General features: G+C 69.6%; 29 protein-coding genes. 14 read left to right on the forward strand and 15 right to left on the reverse strand.

Annotation, left to right across the window (positions count from 1 at the left end; translation table 11 throughout):
- Positions 1-5 precede the first annotated feature (5 nt).
- From ASC81_RS13265 to ASC81_RS13290, 6 genes are all read right to left on the reverse strand, one after another.
- Positions 6-410 carry a VOC family protein gene (locus ASC81_RS13265; RefSeq protein WP_056267803.1) on the reverse strand — a complete coding sequence of 135 codons (405 nt, stop codon included), beginning with the start codon at positions 408-410 and terminating at the stop codon, positions 6-8.
- 8 nt (positions 411-418) lie between these two features.
- Complete coding sequence (locus tag ASC81_RS13270; RefSeq protein WP_056267806.1) at positions 419-808, reverse strand: VOC family protein; 390 nt, start codon at positions 806-808, stop codon at positions 419-421.
- A gap of 12 nt (positions 809-820) precedes the next feature.
- Positions 821-1,264: an SRPBCC domain-containing protein gene (locus ASC81_RS13275; protein WP_056267809.1), complete on the reverse strand. Its 444-nt coding sequence runs from the start codon at positions 1,262-1,264 to the stop codon at positions 821-823.
- The gene (locus ASC81_RS13280; protein ID WP_056267811.1) at positions 1,261-1,800 is read right to left on the reverse strand and encodes an SRPBCC family protein; all 540 of its coding nucleotides are present in this window, start codon (positions 1,798-1,800) and stop codon (positions 1,261-1,263) included. The genes ASC81_RS13275 and ASC81_RS13280 overlap by 4 nt, the downstream gene beginning before the upstream one ends.
- Before the next feature lie 10 nt (positions 1,801-1,810).
- Positions 1,811-2,215, reverse strand: coding sequence for a YciI family protein (locus ASC81_RS13285; protein WP_056268998.1), 405 nt, complete (start codon positions 2,213-2,215; stop codon positions 1,811-1,813).
- 258 nt (positions 2,216-2,473) lie between these two features.
- Positions 2,474-2,821, reverse strand: a complete 348-nt coding sequence (locus ASC81_RS13290; RefSeq protein ID WP_056267814.1) for a YciI family protein — start codon at positions 2,819-2,821, stop codon at positions 2,474-2,476.
- 155 nt (positions 2,822-2,976) lie between these two features.
- Between ASC81_RS13290 and ASC81_RS13295 the strand changes: the two genes are divergently transcribed.
- Both ASC81_RS13295 and ASC81_RS13300 read left to right on the forward strand, forming a co-directional pair.
- Complete coding sequence (locus ASC81_RS13295; protein ID WP_162245899.1) at positions 2,977-4,686, forward strand: GAF domain-containing sensor histidine kinase; 1,710 nt, start codon at positions 2,977-2,979, stop codon at positions 4,684-4,686.
- Positions 4,687-4,751: 65 nt separating this feature from the next.
- Positions 4,752-5,105 carry a hypothetical protein gene (locus tag ASC81_RS13300; protein WP_056267818.1) on the forward strand — a complete coding sequence of 118 codons (354 nt, stop codon included), beginning with the start codon at positions 4,752-4,754 and terminating at the stop codon, positions 5,103-5,105.
- Between the two features lie 11 nt (positions 5,106-5,116).
- On the opposite strand, the gene ASC81_RS13305 is transcribed toward ASC81_RS13300, so the two are convergent.
- The gene (locus ASC81_RS13305) at positions 5,117-6,607 is read right to left on the reverse strand and encodes a hypothetical protein (RefSeq protein WP_235533656.1); all 1,491 of its coding nucleotides are present in this window, start codon (positions 6,605-6,607) and stop codon (positions 5,117-5,119) included.
- Positions 6,608-6,613: 6 nt separating this feature from the next.
- Positions 6,614-7,888 carry an SPFH domain-containing protein gene (locus ASC81_RS13310; RefSeq protein ID WP_235533657.1) on the reverse strand — a complete coding sequence of 425 codons (1,275 nt, stop codon included), beginning with the start codon at positions 7,886-7,888 and terminating at the stop codon, positions 6,614-6,616.
- 170 nt (positions 7,889-8,058) lie between these two features.
- Here ASC81_RS13310 and sodC point away from each other — a divergent pair, with 170 nt between their 5' ends.
- Positions 8,059-8,580 carry a superoxide dismutase family protein gene (sodC, locus tag ASC81_RS13315; protein ID WP_056267821.1) on the forward strand — a complete coding sequence of 174 codons (522 nt, stop codon included), beginning with the start codon at positions 8,059-8,061 and terminating at the stop codon, positions 8,578-8,580.
- A 24-nt stretch (positions 8,581-8,604) separates the two neighbouring features.
- On the opposite strand, the gene ASC81_RS13320 is transcribed toward sodC, so the two are convergent.
- Positions 8,605-8,994: a VOC family protein gene (locus tag ASC81_RS13320; RefSeq protein ID WP_056267824.1), complete on the reverse strand. Its 390-nt coding sequence runs from the start codon at positions 8,992-8,994 to the stop codon at positions 8,605-8,607.
- 133 nt (positions 8,995-9,127) lie between these two features.
- On the opposite strand from ASC81_RS13320, the gene ASC81_RS13325 reads away from it, so the two are divergent.
- From ASC81_RS13325 to ASC81_RS13335, 3 genes are read left to right on the forward strand one after another with little or no spacing between them, the layout of a single operon-like run.
- Positions 9,128-9,529, forward strand: coding sequence for a DUF1801 domain-containing protein (locus ASC81_RS13325; RefSeq protein WP_056267827.1), 402 nt, complete (start codon positions 9,128-9,130; stop codon positions 9,527-9,529).
- Between the two features lie 7 nt (positions 9,530-9,536).
- On the forward strand, positions 9,537-10,238 hold the full coding sequence (locus ASC81_RS13330; RefSeq protein WP_056267830.1) for a response regulator transcription factor: 702 nt from the start codon (positions 9,537-9,539) through the stop codon (positions 10,236-10,238).
- Positions 10,235-12,298 carry a HAMP domain-containing sensor histidine kinase gene (locus ASC81_RS13335; protein WP_056267833.1) on the forward strand — a complete coding sequence of 688 codons (2,064 nt, stop codon included), beginning with the start codon at positions 10,235-10,237 and terminating at the stop codon, positions 12,296-12,298. Before ASC81_RS13330 ends, ASC81_RS13335 begins: the two co-directional genes overlap by 4 nt.
- Here the strand turns inward: ASC81_RS13335 and ASC81_RS13340 are convergent.
- On the reverse strand, positions 12,295-12,618 hold the full coding sequence (locus tag ASC81_RS13340) for a hypothetical protein (RefSeq protein WP_082536503.1): 324 nt from the start codon (positions 12,616-12,618) through the stop codon (positions 12,295-12,297). The genes ASC81_RS13335 and ASC81_RS13340 overlap by 4 nt on opposite strands.
- A gap of 147 nt (positions 12,619-12,765) precedes the next feature.
- On the opposite strand from ASC81_RS13340, the gene ASC81_RS13345 reads away from it, so the two are divergent.
- The 3 genes from ASC81_RS13345 to ASC81_RS13355 all read left to right on the forward strand — a co-directional run bounded on the left by ASC81_RS13345 (position 12,766) and on the right by ASC81_RS13355 (position 15,283).
- Positions 12,766-13,905 (forward strand): MBL fold metallo-hydrolase, encoded by a 1,140-nt coding sequence (locus tag ASC81_RS13345; protein ID WP_056267834.1) that lies wholly within the window; start codon positions 12,766-12,768, stop codon positions 13,903-13,905.
- A 301-nt stretch (positions 13,906-14,206) separates the two neighbouring features.
- Positions 14,207-14,452, forward strand: coding sequence for a hypothetical protein (locus ASC81_RS13350; RefSeq protein WP_056267844.1), 246 nt, complete (start codon positions 14,207-14,209; stop codon positions 14,450-14,452).
- A 15-nt stretch (positions 14,453-14,467) separates the two neighbouring features.
- Positions 14,468-15,283, forward strand: coding sequence for a trypsin-like peptidase domain-containing protein (locus ASC81_RS13355; RefSeq protein WP_056267847.1), 816 nt, complete (start codon positions 14,468-14,470; stop codon positions 15,281-15,283).
- Between the two features lie 19 nt (positions 15,284-15,302).
- Here ASC81_RS13355 and ASC81_RS27055 read toward each other — a convergent pair whose 3' ends face one another.
- Positions 15,303-15,713 carry an SRPBCC family protein gene (locus ASC81_RS27055; protein WP_056267848.1) on the reverse strand — a complete coding sequence of 137 codons (411 nt, stop codon included), beginning with the start codon at positions 15,711-15,713 and terminating at the stop codon, positions 15,303-15,305.
- A 115-nt stretch (positions 15,714-15,828) separates the two neighbouring features.
- On the opposite strand from ASC81_RS27055, the gene ASC81_RS13365 reads away from it, so the two are divergent.
- Entirely contained in the window at positions 15,829-18,081 is a 2,253-nt protein-coding gene (locus ASC81_RS13365; protein WP_235533658.1) for a helicase-related protein, read from the forward strand.
- A 7-nt stretch (positions 18,082-18,088) separates the two neighbouring features.
- Positions 18,089-18,556 (forward strand): hypothetical protein, encoded by a 468-nt coding sequence (locus tag ASC81_RS27060; RefSeq protein WP_156392088.1) that lies wholly within the window; start codon positions 18,089-18,091, stop codon positions 18,554-18,556.
- Positions 18,557-18,564: 8 nt separating this feature from the next.
- On the opposite strand, the gene ASC81_RS13370 is transcribed toward ASC81_RS27060, so the two are convergent.
- Both ASC81_RS13370 and ASC81_RS13375 read right to left on the reverse strand, forming a co-directional pair.
- Positions 18,565-19,602: an NAD-dependent epimerase/dehydratase family protein gene (locus ASC81_RS13370; protein ID WP_056269006.1), complete on the reverse strand. Its 1,038-nt coding sequence runs from the start codon at positions 19,600-19,602 to the stop codon at positions 18,565-18,567.
- A gap of 41 nt (positions 19,603-19,643) precedes the next feature.
- The gene (locus ASC81_RS13375; RefSeq protein WP_056267851.1) at positions 19,644-20,858 is read right to left on the reverse strand and encodes a hypothetical protein; all 1,215 of its coding nucleotides are present in this window, start codon (positions 20,856-20,858) and stop codon (positions 19,644-19,646) included.
- A 130-nt stretch (positions 20,859-20,988) separates the two neighbouring features.
- On the opposite strand from ASC81_RS13375, the gene ASC81_RS13380 reads away from it, so the two are divergent.
- On the forward strand, positions 20,989-22,413 hold the full coding sequence (locus tag ASC81_RS13380; protein WP_200946844.1) for a peptide MFS transporter: 1,425 nt from the start codon (positions 20,989-20,991) through the stop codon (positions 22,411-22,413).
- A 6-nt stretch (positions 22,414-22,419) separates the two neighbouring features.
- On the opposite strand, the gene ASC81_RS13385 is transcribed toward ASC81_RS13380, so the two are convergent.
- Complete coding sequence (locus ASC81_RS13385) at positions 22,420-22,998, reverse strand: hypothetical protein (protein ID WP_056267857.1); 579 nt, start codon at positions 22,996-22,998, stop codon at positions 22,420-22,422.
- An 81-nt stretch (positions 22,999-23,079) separates the two neighbouring features.
- Here ASC81_RS13385 and ASC81_RS13390 point away from each other — a divergent pair, with 81 nt between their 5' ends.
- Together ASC81_RS13390 and ASC81_RS13395 are read left to right on the forward strand one after the other, a co-directional pair.
- Positions 23,080-23,745 (forward strand): glutathione S-transferase family protein, encoded by a 666-nt coding sequence (locus ASC81_RS13390; RefSeq protein ID WP_056267860.1) that lies wholly within the window; start codon positions 23,080-23,082, stop codon positions 23,743-23,745.
- Between the two features lie 178 nt (positions 23,746-23,923).
- A complete protein-coding gene (locus tag ASC81_RS13395; RefSeq protein ID WP_056267862.1) occupies positions 23,924-24,601 on the forward strand; it encodes a methyltransferase in 678 nt (225 codons plus the stop codon).
- Here ASC81_RS13395 and ASC81_RS13400 read toward each other — a convergent pair.
- Positions 24,598-25,176 carry a cold shock domain-containing protein gene (locus ASC81_RS13400; protein WP_056267866.1) on the reverse strand — a complete coding sequence of 193 codons (579 nt, stop codon included), beginning with the start codon at positions 25,174-25,176 and terminating at the stop codon, positions 24,598-24,600. The genes ASC81_RS13395 and ASC81_RS13400 overlap by 4 nt on opposite strands.
- Positions 25,177-25,187 lie beyond the last annotated feature (11 nt).

Consider the following 25,187-nt stretch of genomic DNA (forward strand, 5'->3'; position numbering starts at 1 on the left):
AGTGCTCAACCCTGCGGGGGTGTACCGGTCATATAGACCAGCTCCCAGATGTGGCCGTCCAGGTCCTCGAAGCCGTGGCCGTACATGAAGCCATGGTCCTGCGGCTCGCGCGGCACGCTGCCGCCGGCGGCGCGGGCCTTGGCGACGAGCTGGTCGACCTCCTCGCGGCTCTCGCAGCTCAGGCACACCAGCACCTCGGTCGCGGCCTTGGCATCCACCAGCGGCTTGCTGGTGAAGCCCTTGGCGAAGTCCTCGGCCAGCAGCATGGCGTAGAGGTTGTCGCCCAGCACGAGGCTGGCGCCCTGGTCGTTGGTGAACTGGGGGTTGAAGCTGTAGCCGAGCGCCTCGAAGAAGGCCTTGCTGGCGGCCAGGTTCTTGCAGGGCAGGTTGACGAAGATCTGCTTGTGCATGGGGGTCCTTAGAGCGGTTGAACGAGGTGGATGAGGTTGCCACAGCCGTCTTCAAACATGACGGCCTTGATGGGCCCCATGTCGACCGGCTCGCCGCGCACGGTGACGCCACGGTCGCGCAGCTGTTGCGCCTCGGCTTCGACGTCGGTCGTGACGAAGGCGTTGATGGGCACGCCGGCGTCGTAGAGGGCCTTCTGGTAAACCTTGGAGGCCTCCATGTTCATCGGGTCCAGCGACAGCTCGACGCCTTCGATGCCTTCGGGCGACACCACCGTCAGCCAACGGTAGGTCGGCCCCATCTGGATGTCGGCCATCTTCTTGAAGCCCAGCTTCTCCGTGTAGAAGGCCAGGGCCTTGTCCTGGTCGTCGACCATGACGCTAGTGACTTTGATCTGCATGCTGTGTCTCCTTCAGTGGATCGATTCGGCAAGCGCCTTCAGGCGCTGCAGCGCACTGGGCCACAAGCCCGCCATCATGTCGGCGAAGCCGTCGTCCCAGCCCTTGAGGTGGACGGCCAGGCGGGTGCCGCCGCCGGCCGTGGCGCTGAACTCGTAGATCTCGTGCGCGGGCGAACGGGTCAGCGGGCTGTCGGGGTTGGGCCGGCCTTGGCTGAGGTCGTCCACCAGCCGCAGCGACAGGCGCTCGTGCAGGCGGTTCTGCTCGACGATGGCATCCATGCCGTTGCCGTCCGGGTCGCGAAAGCGCATCCGCGACCCCTCGGCCCACGAGCCTTCGTAGTAGGACCCTTCGCAGAAGGCGCGGGTCCAGTCGCGGTAGGCGATGGGGTCGAGCATGCAATCCCACACGCGCGCGACAGGCGCGGCAATGTCGATGTCGAAGCTCAAGTCTTTCATGTCCGGGCCTCCGCCAGTTGCCGCAGGTTGTGCAGGCCGTCCTCGAAGTCGCTGCCAACCATCTTGTCCATGTCGATGAAGACGCCCATCAGCTTGGACAGGAAGTTGGCCGGGCCGCTCATGGTCCAGCGCACCTCGGTGGCACCGTCGGCGGTGGGCTGCAGGGCCAGCTCGGCGGCGTTGTGCGCCTCGAAGGGCTTGACGAAGTCCAGCTTCATCTGGACGACTCGGCCGGGCTGCTGGCCGGTGATCTCGAGGCTGCCGGTGCCGACCTTGTCGCTCTCCCACGCGTAACGTGAGCCCACGCCGCTGGCCGCACCAGCGTACTGGCTCTTCAGCAACGGGTCTTTGCGCTCATACGGATTCCAGCGATTGAAGGCGCGCAGCTCGCTGACCAGTGGCCAGACCTTGTCGGCCGGCGCGGCGATGCGCGCACGCCGTTCGACCCGGAACTCGTCAGGTCGCGTGGATGCGTAGACCAGCAGCGCGAGCACGGCCGCGGCGAGCGCGACGAGGATGTAGGACAGGGTGCTCATGTCGCCGTCCTCACTCGGTGCGGATGGCCATGTCGCCACCGGGCGCGAAGTCCGCCTCTTCGTACAGGCGGCGCACCTCGATCTCGCAGCTGATGCCGACGAAGGGCATCGGGAAGCGGGCGGCCCAGGCCTGGGCCTCTTCTGCCGAACGGACCTGGATCAGCGTGTAGCCGGCGATCAGCTCCTTGCTCTCGGCAAAGGGGCCGTCGATGCGCTCGATGCGCCCGTCGGCGTGATAGCGCTGGCGCCAGCCGTCGCGGCTAGGGCGCAGGCCGGCGCCGTCCAGCAGCACGCCGGCGCGCGCCATCTCGCCGTGGAAAGCGCCCATCTCTTCGAACAGCTTGGCGTACTCCGGCCCGGGCGGGTCGCCACGCTCGCTGACCGCGTTGGCTCGGACTTGGATCATGAATCGCATCGGGGTCTCCAGTGGGTTGGCGGCAGCGCTCATGCCCTGCCTTCAAACCCTCGACGATCCATGCGACCCGGTTTCGACAGCGTCCGGGAAAGTACTCAGTTCGCGAAACGTAGGGGGTCTCCGGGCCGAGCGCCGGGCCGCTCCCAAGCCGGCCCGTCAGGCGATGTGCTCGCGGCTCGATGCCGCGAGCATCGCCGTCCCCTCTGGGGACCGGCTGGGCTCACCCGCGTCTAGCGCGGTGAGACCGGACGAGGGGCCTCACAAATAGCAAGGCCCCACCCCCCGCACCTCCACCGTCGCCCACTCCGCGGCGGGGCAGCGCTCGGCCCACGCCATGGCGACGTCGGCGTCGTCGGTGTCGAGCAGGAAATACCCGCCCACCATCTCCTTGGCCTCGGCAAAGGGGCCATCCCAGACCTGGGCGTTGCCATCGCGCTTGGCCAGGCGCTTGGCGGCGGAGCCCAGTGAGTTGACGCCCAGCAGCAAGCCTTCGGCCTGCAGCTCGGCGGCGAAGTCCAGCATGCGCTGGTAGACGAGCTCGCCGGCTGGCCGGCCACGTTCGGCCCGCTGGCCGGTCGGTTCGATGATGAGCAGCAACTGGGGCATGGCGGGTCCGCGGTCGGTGGCAACAAGGCGGCATTCTGGCGCCACTGACTTCCTGAAGATGGCAGTTGGGTCCGGCGCCGAGATGCGGCACAGTTGGGCACTTAGCGATCAATCACATCTAAGGTCGCAACTCAGCGGAGGCCGGGATGGAGGACATGAGCCATGTCGCGATATTGCTGGTGAAGGCCGAGCCGGGCCTGCCCATCGTCGGTGCGGCGTCTGGCCGGGCCAAGGTGCTGGGCTACGACGCCCAGGCCCTGCAGGGCATGCCCTTGTCCCTGCTGTGCCCCGTGCGCCAGCCCGACGGCCAGGCCTCCGCAGCGGCGCTGGACGGCGTGCTGGACCAGCTGCAGCACGCCGGCTCCCTGAGCCTGCCCTGGCGCTTCCAGACCCGCGCTGGCGAGACCCGACCCCACGAGCTGCACCTCACGCTGACCGAGCGCGAGGGCGAGCCGCAGGTGGCCGTCTGCATGGTCGACGTCAGCCGCCTGCAATTCGCCGAGGTGCTCAACCAGGCCAAGAACGAGCTGCTTGAGATGGTGGCCACAGGCCAGCCGCTGACGCCGGTGCTGAACCGGCTGACGGCCGTCATCGAGTCGCAGTTCGACGGCCTGTACTGCACCGTGCTGCTGCTGGACCTGGACGGCCGCCATGTGCGCGTGGGCGCCGGCCCGCGCATGCCCGCCGACTACATGCAAGCGCTGGACGGCGCCGAGATCGGGCCCACCGCCGGCTCCTGCGGCACGGCCATGTTCGACAACCGCCTCGTCGTGGTGGACGACATCGCGACGCACCCGCTGTGGGCCGCCTACAAGAACCTGGTCCTGCCCTATGGCTTCAAGGCCTGCTGGTCGGCGCCCATCCATGCGGCCAACGGCGGCGTCATCGGCAGTTTCGCGATGTACTACCGCGAGGTGCGGCGCCCCCGCCCCGAGGAACTCAGCGCGATGAGCGCGGCCAGCCACCTGGCCGGCATCGCCATCGACCAGGCGCGCCGCGACGAGGAACGCCGCCGCGCCGCCCAATGGCTGGAAGAGCAGGTGCAGCAACGCACGGCGGAGCTGCTGGCCACGCAGGACGAACTGGTCAACAGCCGCAAGCTGGCGGCGCTGGGCCAACTGCTGGCAGGCATCGCCCACGAGATGAACACCCCGTTGGGCAACGCCCTGCTCAGCGCCAGCGCGCTGCACGCCGGCAGCGCCAGCTTTGCCGAGCGCATGGCTGCCGGCACACCGCTGCGGCGCCAGGAGCTGGCCAACTGGGTGGCGCAGGCGCGCGAGGGCACCGAGCTGGTCGAGCAGAACGTGGAGCGCGCGCTGCGCCTCATCAGCCGCTTCAAGCAGCTGACCGAAGGCAGCGGCCGCGCGTTGCGCTCGCGCTTCGACCTGCGCCAAGCGGTGCTGCAGGCCTGGGCGCGGGTGCAGAGCCGGCTGGGCATCGAGCGCGTGCAGCTCCGCTGCGACCTGCCGGACGACTTCGCGCTCGACGGCTACCCCGACGTGCTGCAGCAGGTGCTGGAGCAGCTGCTGGAGAACGCCTGCCTGCATGCCTTCCCCAATGGCCGCGACGGCCAGATTCGCGTTACTGCGCGTCGCACGGGCGATGCCGGCGGTGAGCGGCTGACGCTCGAGCTGCGCGACAACGGCGTGGGCATGCCCCAGACCGATGTCGCGCGCGCTTTCGAGCCCTTCTTCACGACGGCGTTCGGCCAGGGTGGCTGCGGCCTGGGGCTGTTCGTGGCGCACAGCTTCGTCAGCGGCATGCTGGGAGGCAGCCTGAAGCTGGACAGCCAGCCGGGCGAGGGCACGGTGGTGCGCGTGGCGCTGCCACTGCAGCACGACCCAGCGCTACAGCTGGCGGCGTAGACAAGACTGCGGATGCCGGCACGCCGTTGCCCGCCTACGCTGCAGCCTGCCCCCGGGAGACTGCCATGAAGGTCCTGACGCATACCGCCCTTGCCAACGCCCTGTTGCTGGCATTGACAGCCGCGCTAGCGGCCGGCCCCGCCAGCCTGGAGCGCCCGGTCGTGAAGCCCGGCCTGGCCTGGCGCACGCTGGTGGCGGCCACCTGGGAAGACATCAGCACGCCGGCTGGCAGCTTCCGCGCGTTGCGCATCGAGGCCGACGGCCGCGTGCGCAACGGCTGCGAGGCTGACATGCTCAAGCAGAAGTTCTGGTTCGCCCCCGGCATCGCCGTGCCGCTGAAGCAGGAGACGGTGGTCTATGCACGCGGCCGCATTGCCGCCGACGAGAACCACGAGTTGCAGAGCCTGACCCGCCTCTGAGCGCGGCCGGATCAACGGCGGATCGGCGAGGCGCCGCGCCAGGCCGGGTCGGACCAGCGCTGGAAGGCGCCCAGCAGGGCCGGCTCGGGCGACTGGCGCTCGGTGGCCAGGCTGGCAAGCGTGACGACCTCGAAGCTGCGCCTGTACTTGCCCTCGGCGCGGAACTCGCGCGCCACCAGCATCTGCAAGCCGCCCGGCACCCAGCCGGCAAACTCGGCCACGCCCAGGCCTGGCTGAGCCGGTGCCGGCGGCATGACGTCGACGCGCCAGCCGCCCTCCCGGCCCGGTCCCTTCTGGAAAACCCACAACTCGCGCCAGCCATCCAGCGGCTGCACGGCCAGGGCCAGCGCGCGGCCGTCGCGGTTCAACGACGCCGATGCGAGTGCGACCTGGCCGAAGCTGCAGCGGCGCGCGGCCAGCTTGCCGCCTTCCCTCAGCTCCACGCAGCGCTCGCCGTCCACGCCTGGCTGCAAGGCCAGCGTGAGGCTGCCAAAGTCCCGCGCCGCCGCGCTGGTGCCCAGCCAGCGCGCCGCATTCACGCGCATCGCGGCGTCGTTGTAGGCGGCTTGGTCGTCCTCGGTCAACTCGGCCGGCGCGATGGCGGCGAAGTCGTTCAAGGCCGGCAACGCCTCGCTCGCGGTACCGCGCCGCGCCTGCGCAAAGGCAAGGCTGGCGGCCACGGCCGCACGGCGCATCAGCAGGCGGTTCCTCCAGTGCGGAGACAGCGCAGCCGCATCGACCTGGGCCAGCACTTGCTGGCGCCAGGCATCGCGCGCCTCCTGCTCGCGCGGGGTGGCGCGCGGATTCACGCAGTCGGGCCGCGTCAAGGCCAGTGCCGCGCGCACGCGTTGCTCAGGCGTGGCCGCGGTCACGAGCAGGCTGCGGAACGCCTGGCCGTCGTAGCAGACCTGCACGCGGCCGTCCTCCGCTTCGTGCTGCTCGAACTTCAGCGCGTAGCGCGCCGCCACGTCCATCTGCGCGGCCAGCTGTCCCTCGGTGGGCTTGGCGTCGCGCTGCGAGGCCCGCTCGGCGATGCGCTCGGCAAACGTGCCCATCGCGTCCAGCGCCTCGGCGCCGCCGGTACCGGCCATCTCTGCCGGCGTGGCGGTCTGCACATAGGCCGCAGCCAGGCCCAGCCCCAGACCTTCGGTACCAAACTGCTGGCGCGACAGCCGAAGCTGAGCAAGGAGTTCGGCGCTGGCCCCTTCGCCACGCGGCACCAGCAAGACTTGGCCCTTGCGCATCCAGCCACCGCGCTCGCGGCGGTAGTCCCACACCTGCCAATGGTCACCGCGCTCGCCGCGGATCTCCAGCGCCTCGCCGCGGGCCATCTGCGCCTGCAGCGACGCACTGTCGCGGGGCGAGCCGCGCAGCGGCGAGTCCTGCGACACCAGGCCAGCGCGCGGGAAGGCGGGCAGCTCAGTGGCGGGGCCAGCTTCCGCCCGGGTGATGACCACGGCCGCTAGCGCGGACGCAACGACGATCAGGGCAATGCGACGCATGGTGGCTTACTCCTGCTCCGCATCAGCGGCTTTGGGCGCTGGCGCCACGCCAGCCAGCAGCGCGCTGCCGATGAAGCCGCCCGAGCCCGGCGGCGCAATGATGACCTGCACCTTGTCCGAGAGCTTGTCGGCCATGGCCTTCTGCACCAGCAGCGGGTGGCGGGTCAGCAGCGCGCCCTCGGTGGCCATCTGGCCCGCGTTGGCCTTGCCGGTCTGCATGATCCGGTAGGCCTCGGCATCGGCCAGCTTCTGGCGCGCGGCCGCTTCGGCGTCGATCTCGATGCGGCGGGCCTGCGCCTGGCCCTCGGCCTGCTTCACGCGCGCAGCGCTGTCGGCCTGCGCTTCCAGCGCGCGCTGCTCGATCAGTTTCTGCTTGAAGGGCAGCACATGCTTCATGGCCTCCTCCTGCGCCTTGGCCGCGATGATCTGCTCGCGCCCGGCGGCCTCGGCGGCGGTCTCGCGGCGTACCTTGTCGGCCGCCGCCTGCAGCTCGGTCTCCTTGACGCGCTTGTCTGCGATCTCCAGCGTGTAGCGCATGCGCTCGCTGGCCAGACTGTCGGCCAGCAGGCGGTCCATGCCCTGGCGGTAGTCGGGCGGCAGGTCCACCGAGCCGATCTGCACGCCCTTGAGCACGATGCCGTCGCCGGCCAGCCGCGCGCGCAGCTCGGCCTCCAGCGCCGCGGCGATCTCGGCGCGCTGGCTGGAGAAGATCTCGCGCACCGTGCGCTTGGCGATCTGCTTGTAGACGACGGCCTGCACCGCCGGCGCGATGACATCAGCCTCGATGTCGTCCGGCAGTTGGCGCGACAGCTCGGGCAGGCGGGTCGCGTCGACCGTCCAGCGCACCGTCATGTCCAGGCCCAGCGACAGGCCCTCGACCGACTGCAGCGGGGACGGGCCCGTGGCCTTGGCGATCGCGACAGGGCGATAGCTCTGGTCGCGCAGCGGAAACAGCCGCACCTCATGCAGGCCGGGGATGCGCAGCAGGCTGCCGGCGCGGAACTCGGCCGCGCCGCCGCTGAACTGGTTGGTGCGCAGCGCCGCCTGGCCGTGGGGCACGGCCTGCAAGGGCGGGTGGGTGACGATGGCATAGCCGGCCGCGGTGACGGCGGTGACGGCCAGCAGCGGCGGCAGTGCGCGGCGCAGCGACCGGGCGGCGTTGGGCGCGGCATCAAGACCGCGGCTCGCACTGCGGCTGAAGGCGTTGCGAACGGAGGCGGCGAGCGTCTTGAGGCGGGTCAGCATGGTGTTCCTGGGCAGGCCTGCATCGACTTGATGCATGGCAGCCATGGTTCCCATTGCTCCGGGAAGGGACGAGGGGAGCGTGGGGTGGTTGTCTTCCGGGTGGGTGGAAGGAATCTTCCGCGGCCGACGGGCGCGTCGATTGCCGGTGGTGCTGACCGCCCGTCGTGCATGGGCGGTGATCACTGCACAACCGCAAAGGACTCCCGATGAAACGACTGCTCGTTGCCGCCGCCTGCCTGGCGGCCACCCCCTGGGCGATTTCCGCCGAGATCAACGTCACGCTGAACCTGGCGGAGAAGCAGGGCGCCGGCACGGCGCTGGGTACCGTCCGCATCGTCGAAACGCAGCACGGCCTGGCGTTCTACCCCGCGCTCAAGGGCCTGCCACCGGGCCTGCACGGCTTCCACGTCCACGAGAAGCCCTCATGCGCTCCGGCGATGAAGGATGGCGCGATGACGCCGGCCGAGGCCGCCGGTGGCCACCTCGACCCCAAGGGCAGCAAGAAGCACGGCGAGCCCTGGGGAGACGGGCACTTGGGCGACCTGCCGCCGTTGCACGTGGCGGCAGACGGCAGCGCAATCTCGCCCGTGCTCGGTCCACGGCTCAAGCTGGCCGACGTGAAGAACCGGGCGCTGATGGTTCACGCAGGCGGCGACAACCATTCAGACCACCCGATGCCGCTGGGCGGCGGCGGTGCGCGGGTGGCTTGCGGCGTCATTGGGAGCTGATCTTGCGGCCAGCGTCCGTCGTCCTCAGGGGCTCTGGACGAGGTCCTCGTGGATGCAGAGGTAGTTGCCCTCGGTGTCCTTGAACCACGCCGCTTTTTCAGAGCCCAGCACGCAGACGTGATCGACCGTCTTGAAGTCGGGAAAGTCGTAGTCCTCGAAGACGACCCCGGCCCGCTTCAACTCGGCAATACTCGCCGCGATGTTGGCCACCTGGAAGCTGATGGCCGTGTGATCCGCCTTGGTGCCGCCCGGCTTGGGGAACAAGGCCAGCGTGCTGCCGCCGACGCTGTAGACGAACTTGCCGTCCGGCTTCAAGCCACCGGGCACCAGCCCGAGGCAGCCCTCATAGAAGGCCCGCGCCCGGGCCATGTCGCTGACGGGCAGCATCGTCGTGACGAGAGCGCTGTTCAGCATATGCAGTCCTTTCGCTCGTGCCGGTCAACGGGCCGGGGCCCGAGCATAGGCCGGACCTCGCACAGGCGCCAGGCAGGCGGAAGCTTTCTTCCGGCGCCGAAGGAAGCACCCGCTTTGTCGCCAGAATCCGGCCATGCCGAAACTGACCGCCGCCGACACCACCGCTGCCGTGGACCAGTTCATGGCGTCGCTCGACCATCCCTTCAAGGCCGAGATCCAGGCGCTGCGCCGGGCCATCCTGGCGGTGGACCGGTCCATCGCCGAGGGCATCAAGTGGAATGCACCGAGCTGGCGCACCACCGACTACTTCGCCACCACGCATCTGCGCAGCAAGGCCGGCCTCGGGCTGATCCTGCACCTGGGCGCCAAGGCCCGTGAGCTGCCGGATGGCCGGCTGCAGATCGCTGACCCGGCCAGCCTGCTGAAATGGCTGGCCAAGGACCGCGCGCAGGCCGAGTTCGGCTCGGCCGCTGACCTGTCTGCCAAGCTGCCCGCGCTGCAAGCCCTGCTGCGCCAGTGGATCACCCACGTCTGACCCCACCATGCCCCGCATCGCCGTCATCGAAGACGACCCCACGACCAGCGCGCAGCTCGCCGGCTGGATACGCGCCGCCCGTCCCGAGCTGGCGGTCGACCAATGGTTCGACCGCGACGCGGCCGAAGCCGCGCTGCTGCGCGAACGCTATGACCTCGTCGTGCTGGACATCGAACTGGGCCGCGAGCGCAATGCCGGCGTGGCGCTGATCAACGAGATCAACAAGCAGGGCCTGGGCACGCCGGTGCTGGTGGTGTCGGCCATGCCGGCAGCCATCTATCGCAGCATCATGAAGGCGCTGGACGCCTGGGACTACCTGCAGAAGACCACCTTCGACGAGGCCGAGTTCGTCGAGACTTTTCTGGACATCCTGCGCACCGCGCGGCTGCGCGAGCCGGTCGGCAAGGCTGCAGCGAAGCCGACCGATGACAGCCTGCAGCTCGACCCGCTGTGGCAGCGCACGCCGATGTGGCGCGGCCAGCGCATCAACCTGCCACTGACGGCCCAGCGCATCCTGGCCACGCTGCATGCCCGCACCGGCGAGGTGGTCAGTTATGAAGACCTGTTCGACGTGGTGAAGAGCGGCCGCAACCGCGACAACGTGCGCAAGCACGTGGCGACCATCCGCGATGCCTTCCGGGACGTGGACCCGGCGTTCGACGGCATTGAGAACATCCCGATGCGGGGCTTCCGCTGGGCCGGCGGATGAAGCTCGGGCGCATCGACGTCCCGCTGCCCGACATGCCGCGACTGGGCCTCGCGGCCTTTCGCAACCGCATCGTCTTCCACCTCGTCTTCGTCGCGCTTGCATTGGCGACGCTGGCGCTGGCCGTCGCGCTGCTCAACGAGGAGCGCCAGCGCAATGCCCAGCGCTACCAGCAGACCTTCGCCAAGTCGCTGGCCGAGGTGGTGGCCCAGTTGCGCCACCCGTCGGGCCAGCTTGCGTTGATGAACCCCGAGCCTGCGCAGGTCGAGCCGGGCTGGGTGGCGCCGCTGGTGCTGCCCTTCGCCGCCATTGATTTCGACGACGCGACCAAGGCCCAGCGCGCCGTCGAGATGGCCGGCTGCGCGCTGCAGTACCCCGGCGACGCCAGCCTGTGCGCGGCGGTAGGCAGCAATGCCTATGCGGGCGGCTTCGTCTACCTTGTCGCCAGCATGGACGCGCCGCCCTTGGTGGGCCGCGAGCGTGGTGCGACGGACCTGGCCGACGTGCACCGCGTGCGCATCAGCTTTCGTCAGGGCGGCGCCGAGCAGCATTGGCTGGCGCCCGTCGAGGCGCTGGACACGCGGCGCGGTCAGCTGCCGGGCTTCACCGTCGACGGGGCCGACACGGCAACGCTGCCCCGCAAGGCCCGCCCGCAGCGCGACTTCCGTGGCTGGGTCTGGCGCGAGGGGCCCTGCCTGACGGGCAGCGAGCCTTGCGTGCGCCGCACGACCGTCTCCATCCGCCTGCCGGTGGAGGCCTTTCGCGAGGCGCTGTTCCGCCCCGGCGGGCCTCAGTGGCCGCCCGCAGACCTGGCGCGCACGGGCCTGCGGCTGGCGTTGCTCGGGCCCGGCGGCATCATGCTGTTCGACAGCGCCAGCCAGCGTGCCCAGCCGCCGCTCACACTGCCGCGCCTGGCCGGCACGCTGGCGCCGGGCGAGACGCTGCGGATCACGCGCGGCGCGAACGTCGTTGCGCTGCTGCAGGGCGCCGAAGAGGCCGGCGCACCGCCGTCGCCCTGGCTGATGGCGCTGATCCAGCACCTGCCCGCGCCGGCCACGCCGCGCCAGCTGACGGCGCAAGACAGCGTGACGACGCCGGCTGGCCGCTTCGACATCACGCTGACCGGCGACCTGCAGGGCCTGGACCGCTCCCTCAGCGCCAGCGCCGCGCGGCTGGCCTGGCCGGTCGGCGCCATGCTGGGCGCCATCGCTCTGGCCTGGCTGATCATTGAGGTCGGACTGATCCGCCGGGTGGCCGTGTTGACGAAGCGCGCCGCCGCGCTGTCGCACCGGCTGCTGGCGCCCGAGCGCTTCGAGCTGGGCACGCTGGACGTGGCCGACCTGCGCGGCCGCGACGAGCTGGGCATCCTGGCCGGCAGCCTATCGGACCTGTTGCAGCACGCCCGCGACAGCCTGCGCCGCGAGCAGCTGCGCGCCGAGCGCGAGCACGACCAGTGGCATGCGGTGGGCCACGAGATCATGTCGCCGCTGCAGTCGCTGATGCTGCTGCACGCGGCGGACACCGATCCGAGCCGGCGCTATGTGCAACGCATGCAGCAGGCCGTGAAGGTGCTCTACGGCCAGGCCTCACCGAGCGAGGCGCTCGCAGCGGCGACGCTGGCCCCGGGCCGGCTGGACCTGGACGCCTTCCTGCGCCAGGTGGCCGGGAACGCGGCCTATGCCGGCATTGCTGACGTGAGCTACACGCCCGCGGCCGAGCCGGTCTGGGTGCAGGCTGACGAGTACCCGCTGGAAGACGCCATCACGCATGTGCTGACCAACGCCGACCGTTACCGTCTGGCCGGCACGCCCATCACGTTGGCGCTGGCGGCGGCGAATGAGCTGGCGACCATCACCATCCACAACCAGGGGCCCAGCATCGCCGACGAGCTGCTGGCCCGCATCTTCGACTACGGCGTCAGCGACGCCGAACCCGAGGACGGCCAGCGTCGCGGCCAGGGCCTGTTTGTCGCCAAGACCTATCTGGCCAAGATGGGCGGCAGCATCGCAGCACGCAATGTCGAGGACGGCGTGATATTCGAGATCGGCCTGCGCCGGGGTTAGGGGCGCTTCATCCGATCAAGCAAGTGCCGCGCGGCAAGCTCCGAGCCCAGCGACAGCTCCAGCGGCGCCCGGCAAAGGCCGGCGTGGGCGTACTGCAGGTTCTCGTAGATCTCGGCGCTGGCGGGCAGGTGGTCGAGCAGGGCGGGCAGCGCCTGATGGCCTTGGTGCGCCTGCAGCTCGGCACTGATCTTCTGCACCAGCAGCCGGTATTGGTGCGGGTCGGCCGCACCGCCTTCGCCATCGAGGGCCTGCAGCAGCTGCGACAGGCGGACGAGGGGCAACAGTTCGGTCGGGACGTTGAGGCGGATGACTTGGGACATGATGGTGGTCCTTCGACATCCCACATGCCGGCCACTCGGCGCCTTTCAAGAGTCAAGCTGTGACAGGCTGCAAAACCCTGCCTCGCCACAATCGCCGGTAACCCCCAGCCGGCTTGAAAGCCGGCAGCACGCGCCCATCTGACGGTGATGAAATCACTCGGCAAACGCGCCACCGGCCTCCGCCTCGAACGCATGCGGGCCTCGCCGCGCTACCGGGTGACCGACACCGGCGAAGGCTTTCGCAACGTCCATCCCATCCAGCCGGGCCTGCGCGACAGCACGGAGCGGCCGGCGCTGGGCGATTTCCTCTGCGCCGAGGGACGCCGCAAGCCGGCCGCCCCGCTGTCATCGGTCAACCCGCTGGATGCCTGGTCCAAACCCGCCGACACCGGCCTGCGCGCGACCTGGCTGGGCCATTCCACAGTGATGGTCGAGATCGACGGTCTGCGGGTGCTGACCGACCCGGTCTGGGGCAAGCGGGCGTCGCCGTCGCAGCTGGCCGGCCCGAAGCGCTTCCAGCCCGTGCCGCTGGCCCTGAAGGCCCTGCCCAAGCTGGATGCCGTCGTCATCTCGCACGACCACTACGACCACCTGGACTACCCGACCATCCGGGAGCTGGTCAAGTTGCAGGGCGTGCCCTTCATCACGTCGCTGGGCGTCGGCGCGCATCTGCAGGGGTGGGGCGTGCCGGCCGAGCGCATCGTCGAGCTCGACTGGTGGGAGCACTGGCAGGCGCCGCACGCCGAGCTGCGCATCCACGCGGTGCCGTCGCAGCATTTCTCGGGCCGCTCGCTGTCGGACCGCAACGCCACGTTGTGGTCGTCCATCGTCATCGAGACACCGAAGCACCGTGCCTTCTTCAGCGGCGACACCGGCCTGACGACCGAGTACGCCACCATCCGCGAGCGCCTCGGGCCGTTCGATCTCGTCATGCTTGAGGTGGGCGCCTTCCACCCTTCCTGGGGCGATATACACCTCGGGCCTGAGAACGCGCTGAAGGCGCTGCAGCTGCTTGGCGGCGGCGCCTTCCTGCCGGTGCACTGGGGCACCTTCGCGCTCGCCTTGCATGATTGGGACCAGCCGGCAGAGACGCTGCTGGAGCTGGCGCCGAAGCAGGGCGCCCAGTTGCTGATGCCGCGTCTGGGCGAGACGGTGGAGCCGGCCCGCGGCGAGGCCGCGGCGCCATGGTGGCGCCAGACCGACTCGCCCGCGCACAGGCGCAGCAAGCCGGCCGAGCCGGAAGACTTGGCGAAGCTGCCGAAGGCCATGCCCTGGCCGCTGGACTGACGCGACTGCCGCGACTGCCGCCAGCATCACCGTCATCTTTGCGGCCTACACTGCAACGCCGTCGCGTATTGCTCAATGGCGCGACATCGGTGGCTGGACGCCGCGCATCACCTTCGCGCTCCCAGGCTGGCCGGCTCCCGCCGGCGGCAACGGTCGTCATCCTCCTTCAAGCGGCGAGCCTCACTGTCGACGTTCCGTTACTGACCCTCAGATGGCACACGCTGCCGTCATCGGAACTCGAGAACCGCCTTGGGTAGCGCCCTGCGCGCACCCTGCCTCCAGCCTCCCAGGAGAGAACCCGATGACCCTGCCCACGCTCGCCGAGATCGCCAGCCGTGAAACCCTGCGCGAGGGGCTGCTTGCCACCGTCGACCTGCTCAAGCGCCGCCGCGCCTCCGAGATCAACGAGAGTGCCGTCGAGGGCTACATCGCCCTGGACTGGATGGAATGGCATGGCGGCTCGCTGCGCCTGACGACGACAGGTGAGAACCTTTGCAAGCACATGACTTCGCTGCTGGCCCGCAACGGCGCCCAGGCCACCGCATGACGAGCCGACGACGACATGGTTGAGCGCCCACCCGCAGGCCCGGTTCAGGCCACGGTGGACCCGCTGCTGCTGGCCACCGTGCGCATCGCCACCTTCGACGGCAAACGCGGACTGACCACCGCCAGCGGCTTTTTCTTCAGGCGCGACGAGCGGCTCTACCTCGTCAGTAGCCGCCACGTCTTCATCGACGAGGCCAGCCACCACCACCCGGACCGCATCGAGATCGAGCTGCATGCCGACGCGGCCAACCTCGCCAACTCCACGGGGCTGTCGGTGCTGCTTTACCGCGACGGCCTGGCTGACTGGCGCCAGGGCGAGGACGATGCCGGGGCCATCGACGTGGCGGTGATCGAGATCGACCCGGCCGCGCTGCCGGACACGGTCGAGCTGGCCGCCTTCACGCTGGACAATTTCCCCGGTCCGCAGGACAACGTGCCCATTGGCCAGCCGCTGCTGATCCCCGGCTTTCCGCTCGGGTTTCATGACGGCCTGCACCACTTCCCGGTCGTGCGGCACGGCGCCGTGGCGTCGCCCTACGGCTGGCGCTTCCAGGGCATGGGCTGGTTCCTGACCGACGTGCGGGCGCACCGCGGCATCAGCGGCGCGCCGGTGGTGGTGGCCGCGCCCGGCCGGGGCGCGCTGTCCTGGCTGCTGCTGGGCGTGCACTCAGCGCGCTTCGACATGGGCGACCGCGACCTGAAGTCCGACGAGTCGCTCGGCCTCAATGCGGCCTGGTATCCGGACATCATTACCACGCTGACCGATCCCGCGCCGGCAGCCACGCCGGCGTTGCACCCCGATCCGGCAGCGTCCGCGGCCAGCGCGGCGTGAGCCGAGCCTGTAAGAGCGGTCAACCCGCCTGAGCCTCCACCAACGCCTTCAATGCCCGCAGGTCCTTGAGCACATGCGCGGCATCGTGCTCAAACGCCTCATCGCTCGCGCCAGCGGCCCGCAGCACGACGAACGTCAGTGCGCAGCCGTCATCCACCGGCGTGACGCGAAAGGCGTTGTGCGTTGTCATGCCATCCGGCGTGTTCACGTCATGGTCTAGCACGCCGAAGTCGTTGGACGGCGCCATGCTGATCCGGATGCGGCCCATCGGTGAATCGGTTACCACCCAGTGGTCGCCTTCCTCCTCGATGTCGGCCGACGCCAAGCCCGAAGCCCAACGGTGCAGGTTCTCGCGTTGGCGGGCGAACTCGTAGACCTGGCGCGCTGGCGCATTGACTGTTTCACTGACGACCTTGATTTCGCGTGCCATGGGAGCCTTCAAAGCAATAGCCGAGCTTGTCACAGCGATTGAGCACCGGCAAACGGTGCACCGACCTGTCCTTCGGCTGAGGCAGTAGTCGGTCCGCCTGTGTTCCACTTCCGCCGTGAATCCAGAAGTCCCCTCATCTCCGGCCATCAAGCCGGCAAAGCCGCCCGCTCCGGCCTTTCCCCTCCCGCAACCCAGCCATGCCGCCCGCTTCCCTGCGGGCCTGGCGCCCGAAGACTGGGCCCGCATCCGCCAGGCAGCGCATGCGCTGCCGCAGGTGCTGGTGCCCGCCGACTTGGACGATGGCAGCCACGCCGGGAGTGACGAAGCGCTGGACCGCATGGGCTGCATCCAGATCTCTCGCGCCGCCGGCGGTGGCCGGCCCAGCCGCTGGATCCTGCCCGCCCACATCCCGGTCGCGCTGGCCCAGCTGGAAGCCACGCCGCAGACCAACACGCTGCGCACGCAGATGCTGCAGCGCCTGCACCAGCTCGAAAGCATGGGCCTGCGCCGCGAAGGCCTGGTGTTCACGCGGCTGTGCGTGCACCCGCTGCTGCTGGCGCACGAGGGCTGGCGCATCGACCTGTCGCACCGCGTGCCGGTGCCCGAGGAGCCCGTCTGGGCCTTCTTCCGCGATGCTGATGCGGCCGCGCTGAGGCAGGCGCTGGGCCAAGCACCCGAGTACTCGTACACGGCCGAACTGACGTTGCACCTCAACCACCTCGTCGCGCGCAGCGAGGCGATGGGCGACGCCAGCCAGCTGGCCTCGTTGCTGCCGCGCCTGCAGGCCGAATGCAGCGTGCCCATGCCCTACGAAGACCTGAAGGCCGCGCTGACCCGAGCCCAGGACCGCTGGGAGCAGCAGGTCGAGGAGCAGAGCACGTTGGCCAGCCTGGGTCGCGAGCTGGCCTTCCAGGGCTACCCCGACAGCTTCGACGCCGCGCGCAAGCTGGGCCGCAAGGTCACGCTCTACCTCGGCCCGCCCAACAGCGGCAAGACGTATTCGGCCTTCGAGCGGCTGGCGCAGGCGCTGGACGGCGCCTACCTGGCGCCGCTGCGGCTGCTGGCGCTGGAGGGCCGCGACCGGCTGGTCGGCCGAGGCGTGCCCTGCTCGCTGCTGACCGGGGAGGAGAACGTGCCGGCCGCCAACTCGCGCGTCGTCAGCAGCACCATCGAGATGGTCAACACGCGCGACGAGATCGACGTGGCTGTCATCGACGAGGCGCAGATGATCTTCGACGACTCGCGCGGCTGGGCCTGGACCCAGGCCATCGTCGGCGTGCCGGCGCGCGAGCTCATCATCATTGCGTCGGCCTATGCCGCGCCGGCCATCGAGCGCCTGCTGCTGCTGTGCGGCGAGAAGCCCGAGAAGCGCATCTTCGAGCGCAAGCAGCAGGTGCAGCTGATGCCGGCGCCGGTGCCGATGTCGCACCTGCATGCGGGCGACGCGGTCGTCGCGTTCAGCCGCCGCGACGTGCTGATGCTGCGCGACCAGATCGGCCAGAGCGGCCGCTCGGTCAGCGTCATCTACGGCGCCCTGCCGCCCGAGGTGCGCCGTCGCGAGGCCGAGCGCTTTGCGGTGGGCGCCGCCGACGTGCTGGTCGCCACCGACGCCATCGGCATGGGCCTGAACCTGCCGATCCGCCGCGTGCTGTTCTCGACATTGACCAAGTACGACGGCGTGGCAGACCGCGAGCTGACGGTCAGCGAGGTGCACCAGATCGCCGGCCGGGCGGGCCGCTACGGACTGCACGACGAGGGCTTCGTCAGCGTGCTGAAGGAGGCCGAGGCCGACGCGATGAAGACGCTGCGCGAGCTGCTGCCCAAGGAGCCACGCGCGCCGCGCGACTTCAAGTGCCCGGTGGCGCCCAACTGGCGCCATGTGCAGACGATCTCTCAGCGCCTGGGCGTGAACAGCTTGCAGCAGGTGCTGAATGTCTTCATGCAGCAGCTGCGCCTGGACGACGCCCACTTCGAGGTGGCCGAGCTGGAGCAGATGCTGGGCCTGGCCGAGATGCTGGACCGCTGCGCCGGCTCGCTGCCGCTGCAGGAGCGCTTCCGCTACGCGCAGGCGCCGGTGGACGACCGTCTGCCCCAGGTGGTCGAGCAGTTCCAGGCCTGGGCGACCAGCCACGCCCGCACCGGCAAGGCCGGCACGCCCTGGTTCCTCGACGACGTCGACGAGCACAGCCGCCTGGACCGCATGGAGCAGGCGCTGCGCCAATGCACGCTGTGGTTGTGGCTGGACCTGCGCTTTCCCGAGGTGTTCGGGCATGTCGAGGCGGTCATCGACTTGCGTGGTCGGCTGAACGACGGGATCGAAAGGCAGCTCAAGGGGAAGAAGCCGTTGTGGCAAAGGCGGGGAAGGTAGCGCGGCCATGAAGAAGGTCCTGACTCTGTGTTTGATTGCGTCGGGTGCGACCGCTATTGCCCAAGGTCTCCCGGCTCCAAGCCGTACGGTTTACAAGTGCGAGGACGCGAAGCAGGTCTATTACTCAGATTCACCCTGCCTCGGCGCCAAGAAATTAGAAGTAGCACCGACGCGTGGACTCAACAAATCATCAGGTCAGGAGCTCAAGGGCCGGGATGTACAACGAGAGTTGCAGCGAGAGCAGTTTGCTGAAGCCGCGAAGCCGTTGACCGGCATGAATGCTCAGCAGCTTGATTTGGCTGGCCGCCGGCAGCGGCTGAGCCCCGAAGTTCAACGTCAGTGCCGCATCTGGGACCAGCAAGTCCTGGCAAACGAGGCGACCGAGCGTGCTGCCGAGTCAGCCCAGCAGCGGAGTGCTGCCCAGCAGCGATTGTTTGAACTGCGTACGGCACATCGAAAGGCCGGCTGCGGGTAAGTTTGCGTTCAGCGCGACAACACACCCAGCGCAATCAAATCCCGCGCCGTCGCGACGATGGTCTCCCTTGGTGGCCTTGGCACCCAGCCCAGTACCTCCCGCGCGTGCGTCGAATCCTGGTGGCGCACCGTCCCCAGCTCGCTCGCGGCGGCCCGTACCGTCGGGCTGACTTTGGCCAGCAGGCGCACGGCCCAGTCGGGCATCTGCAGCGTCGGCACACGCCGCGCGTCGTCACCCAGCTCCGCACGCAGGATTGCAGCGATCTCGCGCAGCCACAGGAAGCCGCCGCAGGCGATGAAGCGCTCGTTGGCCATGCGCTGCGGCGCCGTCAATGCGCGCCAGTGCAGCTCGACCACGTCGCGCACGTCGACGATGCCGAAGCCGATGTTGGGCAAGGCCGGGATGCGGCCTTCGAGCAGGCTGCGCACGATCAGGACGCTGGCCGAGTAGTCGGCGCTGGCAACCGGCCCCAACACCACGGATGGGTTGACCGTGCAGAACTCCAGCCCGCCGCCCTCCTGCGCAACCCAGTCGCGCGCAGCTCGTTCGGCCACCGTCTTGGACTGCACATACGGCGGGATGCCCGGCGCTTCGAGTCGCGTCCAGTCGCTTTCGGTGAAGCGGTGCTCGCCTGGCCCGTGGCCGTAGGCGATGGCCGCGACGGACGAAGTCATGACGACGCGCTGCACCCCGCCATCGCGCGCGGCCTTCAGCGCCCGCAGCGCGCCGTCGCGGGCGGGCACGATGAGCTCGTTGGCGTTGCGCGGTACGCCGGCCGGCAGTGGCGAGGCGAGGTGGGCCACGTGGCTGCAGCCCGCCGCGGCCTGCGCCCAGCCGGCGTCGTGCATCAGGTCGGCGGCGAAGCAGCGCAACTGATCCTGCACAGCACCGGTGTCGTTACCGAGCATCTGGCGCAATGCGGGCTCGCGCGCCAGGTCGCGCACGGTGGTGTGGACCTGCCAGCCGGCAGCCAGCAGCTGGCGGATCAGGACGCCGGCGATGTAGCCGCTGCCGCCGGTGACAAGGATGCGCGGGGTGGACGTCATGGGCGGCATTGTGGAGTTGCGACTCCCAAGTCCGCCGGCATTCAACGCCGGTGGTCCGCCAGATGCGCGCGCAAGCTGCCGTCGTTCAGCCGGTCCGCCAGCAGGCTGCCGACCTCGCGCACCGCGGCGAGCGCGTCCAGGGGGCTGCTGCCGTCCTCCGACACGATGACCAGTGCCTGCGTCGCCGCGTCGAACCGGAACACCATCGGCGCGAGCCACATGCTCACGCGCGCAAAGCCGGGCCCTGCCGGATCGCCGGTCCGGAGCGGCATGTCCTTGGTCTTCAGTTCGGCATGCGACAACGCAAGCGCCGCCTGCAGCATGGACGGCAGCACCGGCGCCAGGGTCAGTCGTTGCACGGGGCCTTCCGGGCCGACGGGCGCCGCCGCGCCGAACTGGTAGCGGAACTGCCACGGCGCCGGTGGCGTCCTGCCCGCACGCTGGCTCAACGCCCGCTCGCCGTCCGGGCCGGTGACGAGCTCGAAATGCTCGTCCAGCCAGGCGGCGTCGGGGCTGGCGAAGCCAGGCCGGCCGGTGGTGCCCAGGTCGAAGGCGAGCGTGCGGCTGCCGCCGGTGGCCGGATCGCTGACCACGAGCAGCGCGTCGTGCGGCGAGTTCGCCTCGCCCGCATACAGCCTCACCAGCGCGCCACCAGCGGCCGGCCATAGCGTGGGGGCAACGCCGCTGTCCTTGTAGCCCGGCGGCACACGCAGGTCCAGACGGCGCCATTGAAGGGTGTCTACATCCAGCACCACCTGGTCACCGATCAGCAGACGGCGGCCGCCCTCAAGGCGGCGCGGGTCTTTGGCGTCTGTGCGCAGACGGCTGTGGTGAGCGGGGCCGAGGCCCTCGGGCCAATCCATCCATTGGACCGTGGTTCCGCTGCCGTGAGGCGTGAGCGGCGTCACCTCCAGCCGGCCTTCATGCTCGGCGACAAGCGTCCAGCCCGAGCTGCCCATCAGCACCGCCGGCCGTGACGCGCCGACCAGCACCCAGGCGTCGCGCACGTCGGGCGAGCGCTTGCCGAAGTCGCCTTCCACCGCAATGGCGCGGCCGCCGTGCAGCACGCGGAACTCGACGTAGTCCGTCGTCGTGAAGCCCTGATTGGCGTCGAAGTTGCGACCGCTGCGCTGCAGCGCCTCGATGACGAGGCCGCCGATCCTCGCGCCGCCGTCGGGGATGCGGGCCTCGCCCGCGCGGCAGGCGGTGATCAGCGAGGTGACGACGAGCAGGGCGGCGCGCAGCAGGGTTCTCATGCCGGCAGCATGCGCAAGGCCTGTATCACGCACGTGTCAATGCACGTTGCATTTGTTCAGGGCTAATCGGGCTTGCCATGCGCCGGTCAATCCGAAACAGTCGCCGCTTTCCGACTCGAACTGGCCTGCCGTGTCCGCTTCTGTCTCTGCCGCCGTGCCTGGCAACCCGCTCGACCGCGACGACCGCGCTTTCCTGGGCCACCCGCGCGGCCTGGGCTGGCTGGCTTTCTGCGAGCTGTGGGAGCGCTTCAGCTACTACGGCATGCAGGCGCTGCTGGTGCTCTACCTCAGCAACTACCTGTTCATGCCGGCCAACATCGGCCAGGTGGCCGGCATGGATGCATTGCGCGCGGCCATCGAGAACGTCACCGGGCCACGCTCGCCGCAGCAGCTGGCGTCGGCCGTGTTCGGCCTCTACGTCGGTCTGGTCTACCTGCTGCCCATCTTCGGCGGGCTGATCGCCGACCGCTGGCTGGGCCGCACGCGCACGGTCGTCATCGGCGCGGTGCTGATGGCCACCGGCCACTTCCTGATGGCCTTCGAGGCCGCGCTGCTGCCGGCACTGGGCTGCCTGCTGCTCGGCGTGGGCTGCTTCAAGGGCAACATCGCGGCGCAGGTGGGCGACCTGTACGCACCGGGCGACAAGCGCCGCGCGAGCGCCTTCCAGATCTTCATGCTGGCGGTGCAGGTCGCCGTCATCGCCGCGCCCATTGTCTGCGGCACGCTGGGCGAGAAGGTGGGCTGGCACTGGGGCTTCGGCTCGGCCGGCGTGGGCATGGTCATCGGCCTGTTCGTCTACCTGGCCGGCCGGCGCTGGCTCCCGCCCGAGGCGCCGCGCGGCGCCGCCAAGGCTGCTGCCGCCCCGCAGCCGCCCATCGGGCGGCGCGGCCTGCTGCAGGTGGCGCTGCTGGTGGCCATCCTGCCGGTGCTGATGCTGTCCATCGTCGGCAACCAGCAGTACAACAACGGCTTCCCGCTGTGGTCCCAGCAGCACATGGACATGGTGGTGGCCGGGTTCACCGTGCCGGTGACCTGGCTGCAGGCCGTGGACGCGACGTTGAGCACCGGCACCATGCTGGCCTCGCTGGCCTTCTGGCGCTGGTGGGCCGCGCGTCGGCGCGAGCCGGACGAGGTCACCAAGATGGCGCTGGGCTGCTTCGTCGCGGCCGGCGCGCCGGCGCTGCTGATGATCCCGGCGCTGTCCATTGAGGACGGCGGCGCGCGGATCAGCATCCTCTGGTCGTTCGCCTATGCGCTGGTCAACAACATCGGCTTTGCCAACATCATGCCGGTGGGTCTGGCGCTTTACTCGCGCGTGGCGCCGCGCGGGCTGCAGGGCGTGATGATCGGCATCTATTACCTGCACCTCTTTCTCGGCAACCTCTTCGTCGGCTGGCTGGCGGGGCTGCTGGAGGTGATGAACGGCTCCAACTTCTGGGCCCTGCACGCCGTGCTGGTGGCCTGTGCCGGCGTGGGGCTGCTGGTGGTGAAGCTCGTGTTCGGGCGGTTGCTGGCGCCGGACGACACGCCGGTTCAGGCGCCGGCCCAGGCCTGACACGACTCAGGCTGAGGCGGGGCTCGGTGCCGCCACGCCGAGCGACCGGGTCAGCGCCGCCATCAGCGCCTTGTACCCGGCGCGCACCTCCGGCTTGCCGGCCGCCCGGCCGGGTTCGCTGAAGCTGACGGTCCAGGCCTCGTCCCAGGTGTAGCCGCAGTCGCTGCGGCGGTCGCCGTCCGGCCCGAAGATCAGCGCGCGCAGCCGCGCGTCCTGGCCAGCGCCGGTGTAGGTCTCGAACAGCGCGTGGATGAAGTCCTGGTAGGCCTCGTAGACCTCGGGCTCGAAGACGTGGCGGTAGATGTTGAGCGTGCGGTCCAGCTCGCGCTTGGCCTGGATGGCCTCGGCCGGCGACACCGTCTTCCAGTAACCGATCCACGTGAAGAAGCACAGCAACTTGTTCAGCCGCGGCGCAATCTCGTCATAGATCACGAGGCGCTTCTCAATGAGCTTCTGGTTGGTCCAGTTGCTCAGGTCCAGGCGCTTGAGCTGGCGGCTGAACAGCCAGCCCAGCAGCGCGACGGACAGCGGCGTGAGCACGCCGACGACGAGCTTGGCAATTTCAAGCGACGGCCACGATCCCATGCGACACCTCCCCGGTTTGGCGCCCGAGCGTAGCGGGCGCGGTGCGGCATCGGCAAGCACCATCTGCCTACACTCGGCCGCATGATCACCGTCCACCACCTCAACAACTCCCGCTCGCAGCGCGTGCTCTGGCTGCTCGAAGAGCTGGGCCTGCCCTACGAGATCAAGCACTACCAGCGCGACGCCAAGACCTCGCTGGCGCCGCCGGAGTTGCGCAAGGTGCACCCCCTCGGCAAGAGTCCGGTCATCACCGACGGCGCCCTCACGGTCGCCGAAAGCGGCGCCATCCTGGAGTACCTGGTGGACCGCTATGGCGATGGCCGCCTCAAGCCGACCGGCGAGCAGGACTTGCTGCACTACCGCTACTTCATGCACTTCGCCGAGGGTTCGGCCATGCCGCCCCTGGTGATGAAGCTGGTCTTCAACAAGGTCAAGCGCGCGCCGATGCCCTTCTTCGTCAAGCCGATTGCCAAGGGCATCGCCGACAAGGTGCTGGGCAGCTTCGTGCAGCCCAACATTGACGCGCAGCTGAAGTTCCTGGAGGGCGAGCTGACCGCACGGCCCTGGTTCGCCGGCGCCGAGTTCTCGGCGGCGGATGTACAGATGAGCTTTCCCGTCGAGGCCGCCGCCGCGCGCGGCCCGTTGGCGCAGTACCCCAAGCTGATGAACTTCCTGGCCCGCATCCATGCGCGGCCCGGCTACAAGAAGGCGCTGGAGCGCGGTGGGCCTTACGACCTGATGAGCTGAGCGGCGCCGCGGCCGGCGGCGCGCCTGGCACAGCCCCTGTCCCTACACTCGGTCGCTTCCGTCCTGCCCCGCCGGCCTGTCACCCGGTCACCGCAACCACGTTGCGGTGGCGCTGACCTCCCCGTGTCGCATTGCGCCGATCCACGTTGGTCACGCCCTCACCGGCAGACAGGGCGCCATGCCCGGCTACCAAGTCAAGGTCCAGACGCTCGCCATCGCGGGCGCGGCGGACCTGCAGATCCGCTCCCTGCTTGACCACCAGCAGTTCGCCGACCGCGCCGGCGCCGCCGAGGCGCTGGGCATCTCTTCGGCGCAATGGCCGCTGTTCGGCCAGGTCTGGCCCTCGGGTCTGCACCTGGCCGCCGCGATGGCCGTGCGGGCGCTGCCCGACGGCGAGCGCATCCTGGAGATCGGCTGCGGCCTGGCGCTGGCCAGCCTGGTGTGCCACCGCCGCGGCGCCGAGGTGACGGCCAGCGACAGCCACCCGCTGGCGGGCGTGTTTCTTTTGGAGAACCTGCGCTTGAACGAGCTCGCACCGATGCGCTATTGCCATGGCGACTGGAGCGAGAGCGCGGTGATCGCCGACGGCGGCGCGCCGCGCCTGCAGGGCCGCTTCGACCTGATCATCGGCAGCGATGTGCTTTACGAACGCGACGACGGCGGCGCGCTGGCGGCGTTCATCGAGCGGCATGCGCTGTCGAGGTGCGAGCTGCTGATCGTCGACCCGAACCGCGGCAACCGGGCGGCGTTCGGCCGGCGGATGGCGGGGCTGGGGTTTGAGTTCAGCGAGACGCTGTTGAGTGCGGAGGCGGGGCGACCGGAGTACCGAGGAAGGCTGATGCGGTTTGTGCGCTAGCGCGTCCCCACCGCTGCGCACCACTGTTGCTCACATGGCACGCCGTCATGGTCGCTGTCCATCTGCGTACCGGGGCAGTGGTTGATGAACCACGTCGCCTCGGCGCAGGATGTCATCTGCGAGCAGTGGGCCCGGCCGTCGCAGCGGAAGCCGGAAGTCGCGGCCGTTGCCGGCGGCTGCACAGGCGCCGACATCCGGGGCATGGCTTCGAGGGCACGCCGGTGTGATTCGGCCTTGTAGTAGTCGTAGCCCCACATCGCCAAGGCTCCCAGAAGACAGAGGGCCAACACTTGTCCCGGCAATTTGCCCGAATGCGACGGTGTGTCCGGCGGACGTCTCATACGCGCTGCCGGCTGCGCGGGGCCGACAGCGCTGCGAACGACCTTCACCGCCTGCGGCTTGCCGTCCTTGCCGCGGCCCAGCTCGAAGCTCACGGTCTCGCCCACCACGGGCCGCGACCCGTCACCAGAAAGCGCGCTGATATGAACGAACAACTCCCCGCCGCCCTGCGTTGGCGCAATGAATCCAAAGCCGCGGTCGTCGTTCCAGGATCGCAGGATGCCGGTCGATCTCATCGATCACTCCT

Origin of the sequence: Pelomonas sp. Root405 (genome assembly GCF_001425165.1) — a bacterium.
In the GTDB taxonomy this organism is placed as follows: domain Bacteria; phylum Pseudomonadota; class Gammaproteobacteria; order Burkholderiales; family Burkholderiaceae_C; genus Pelomonas.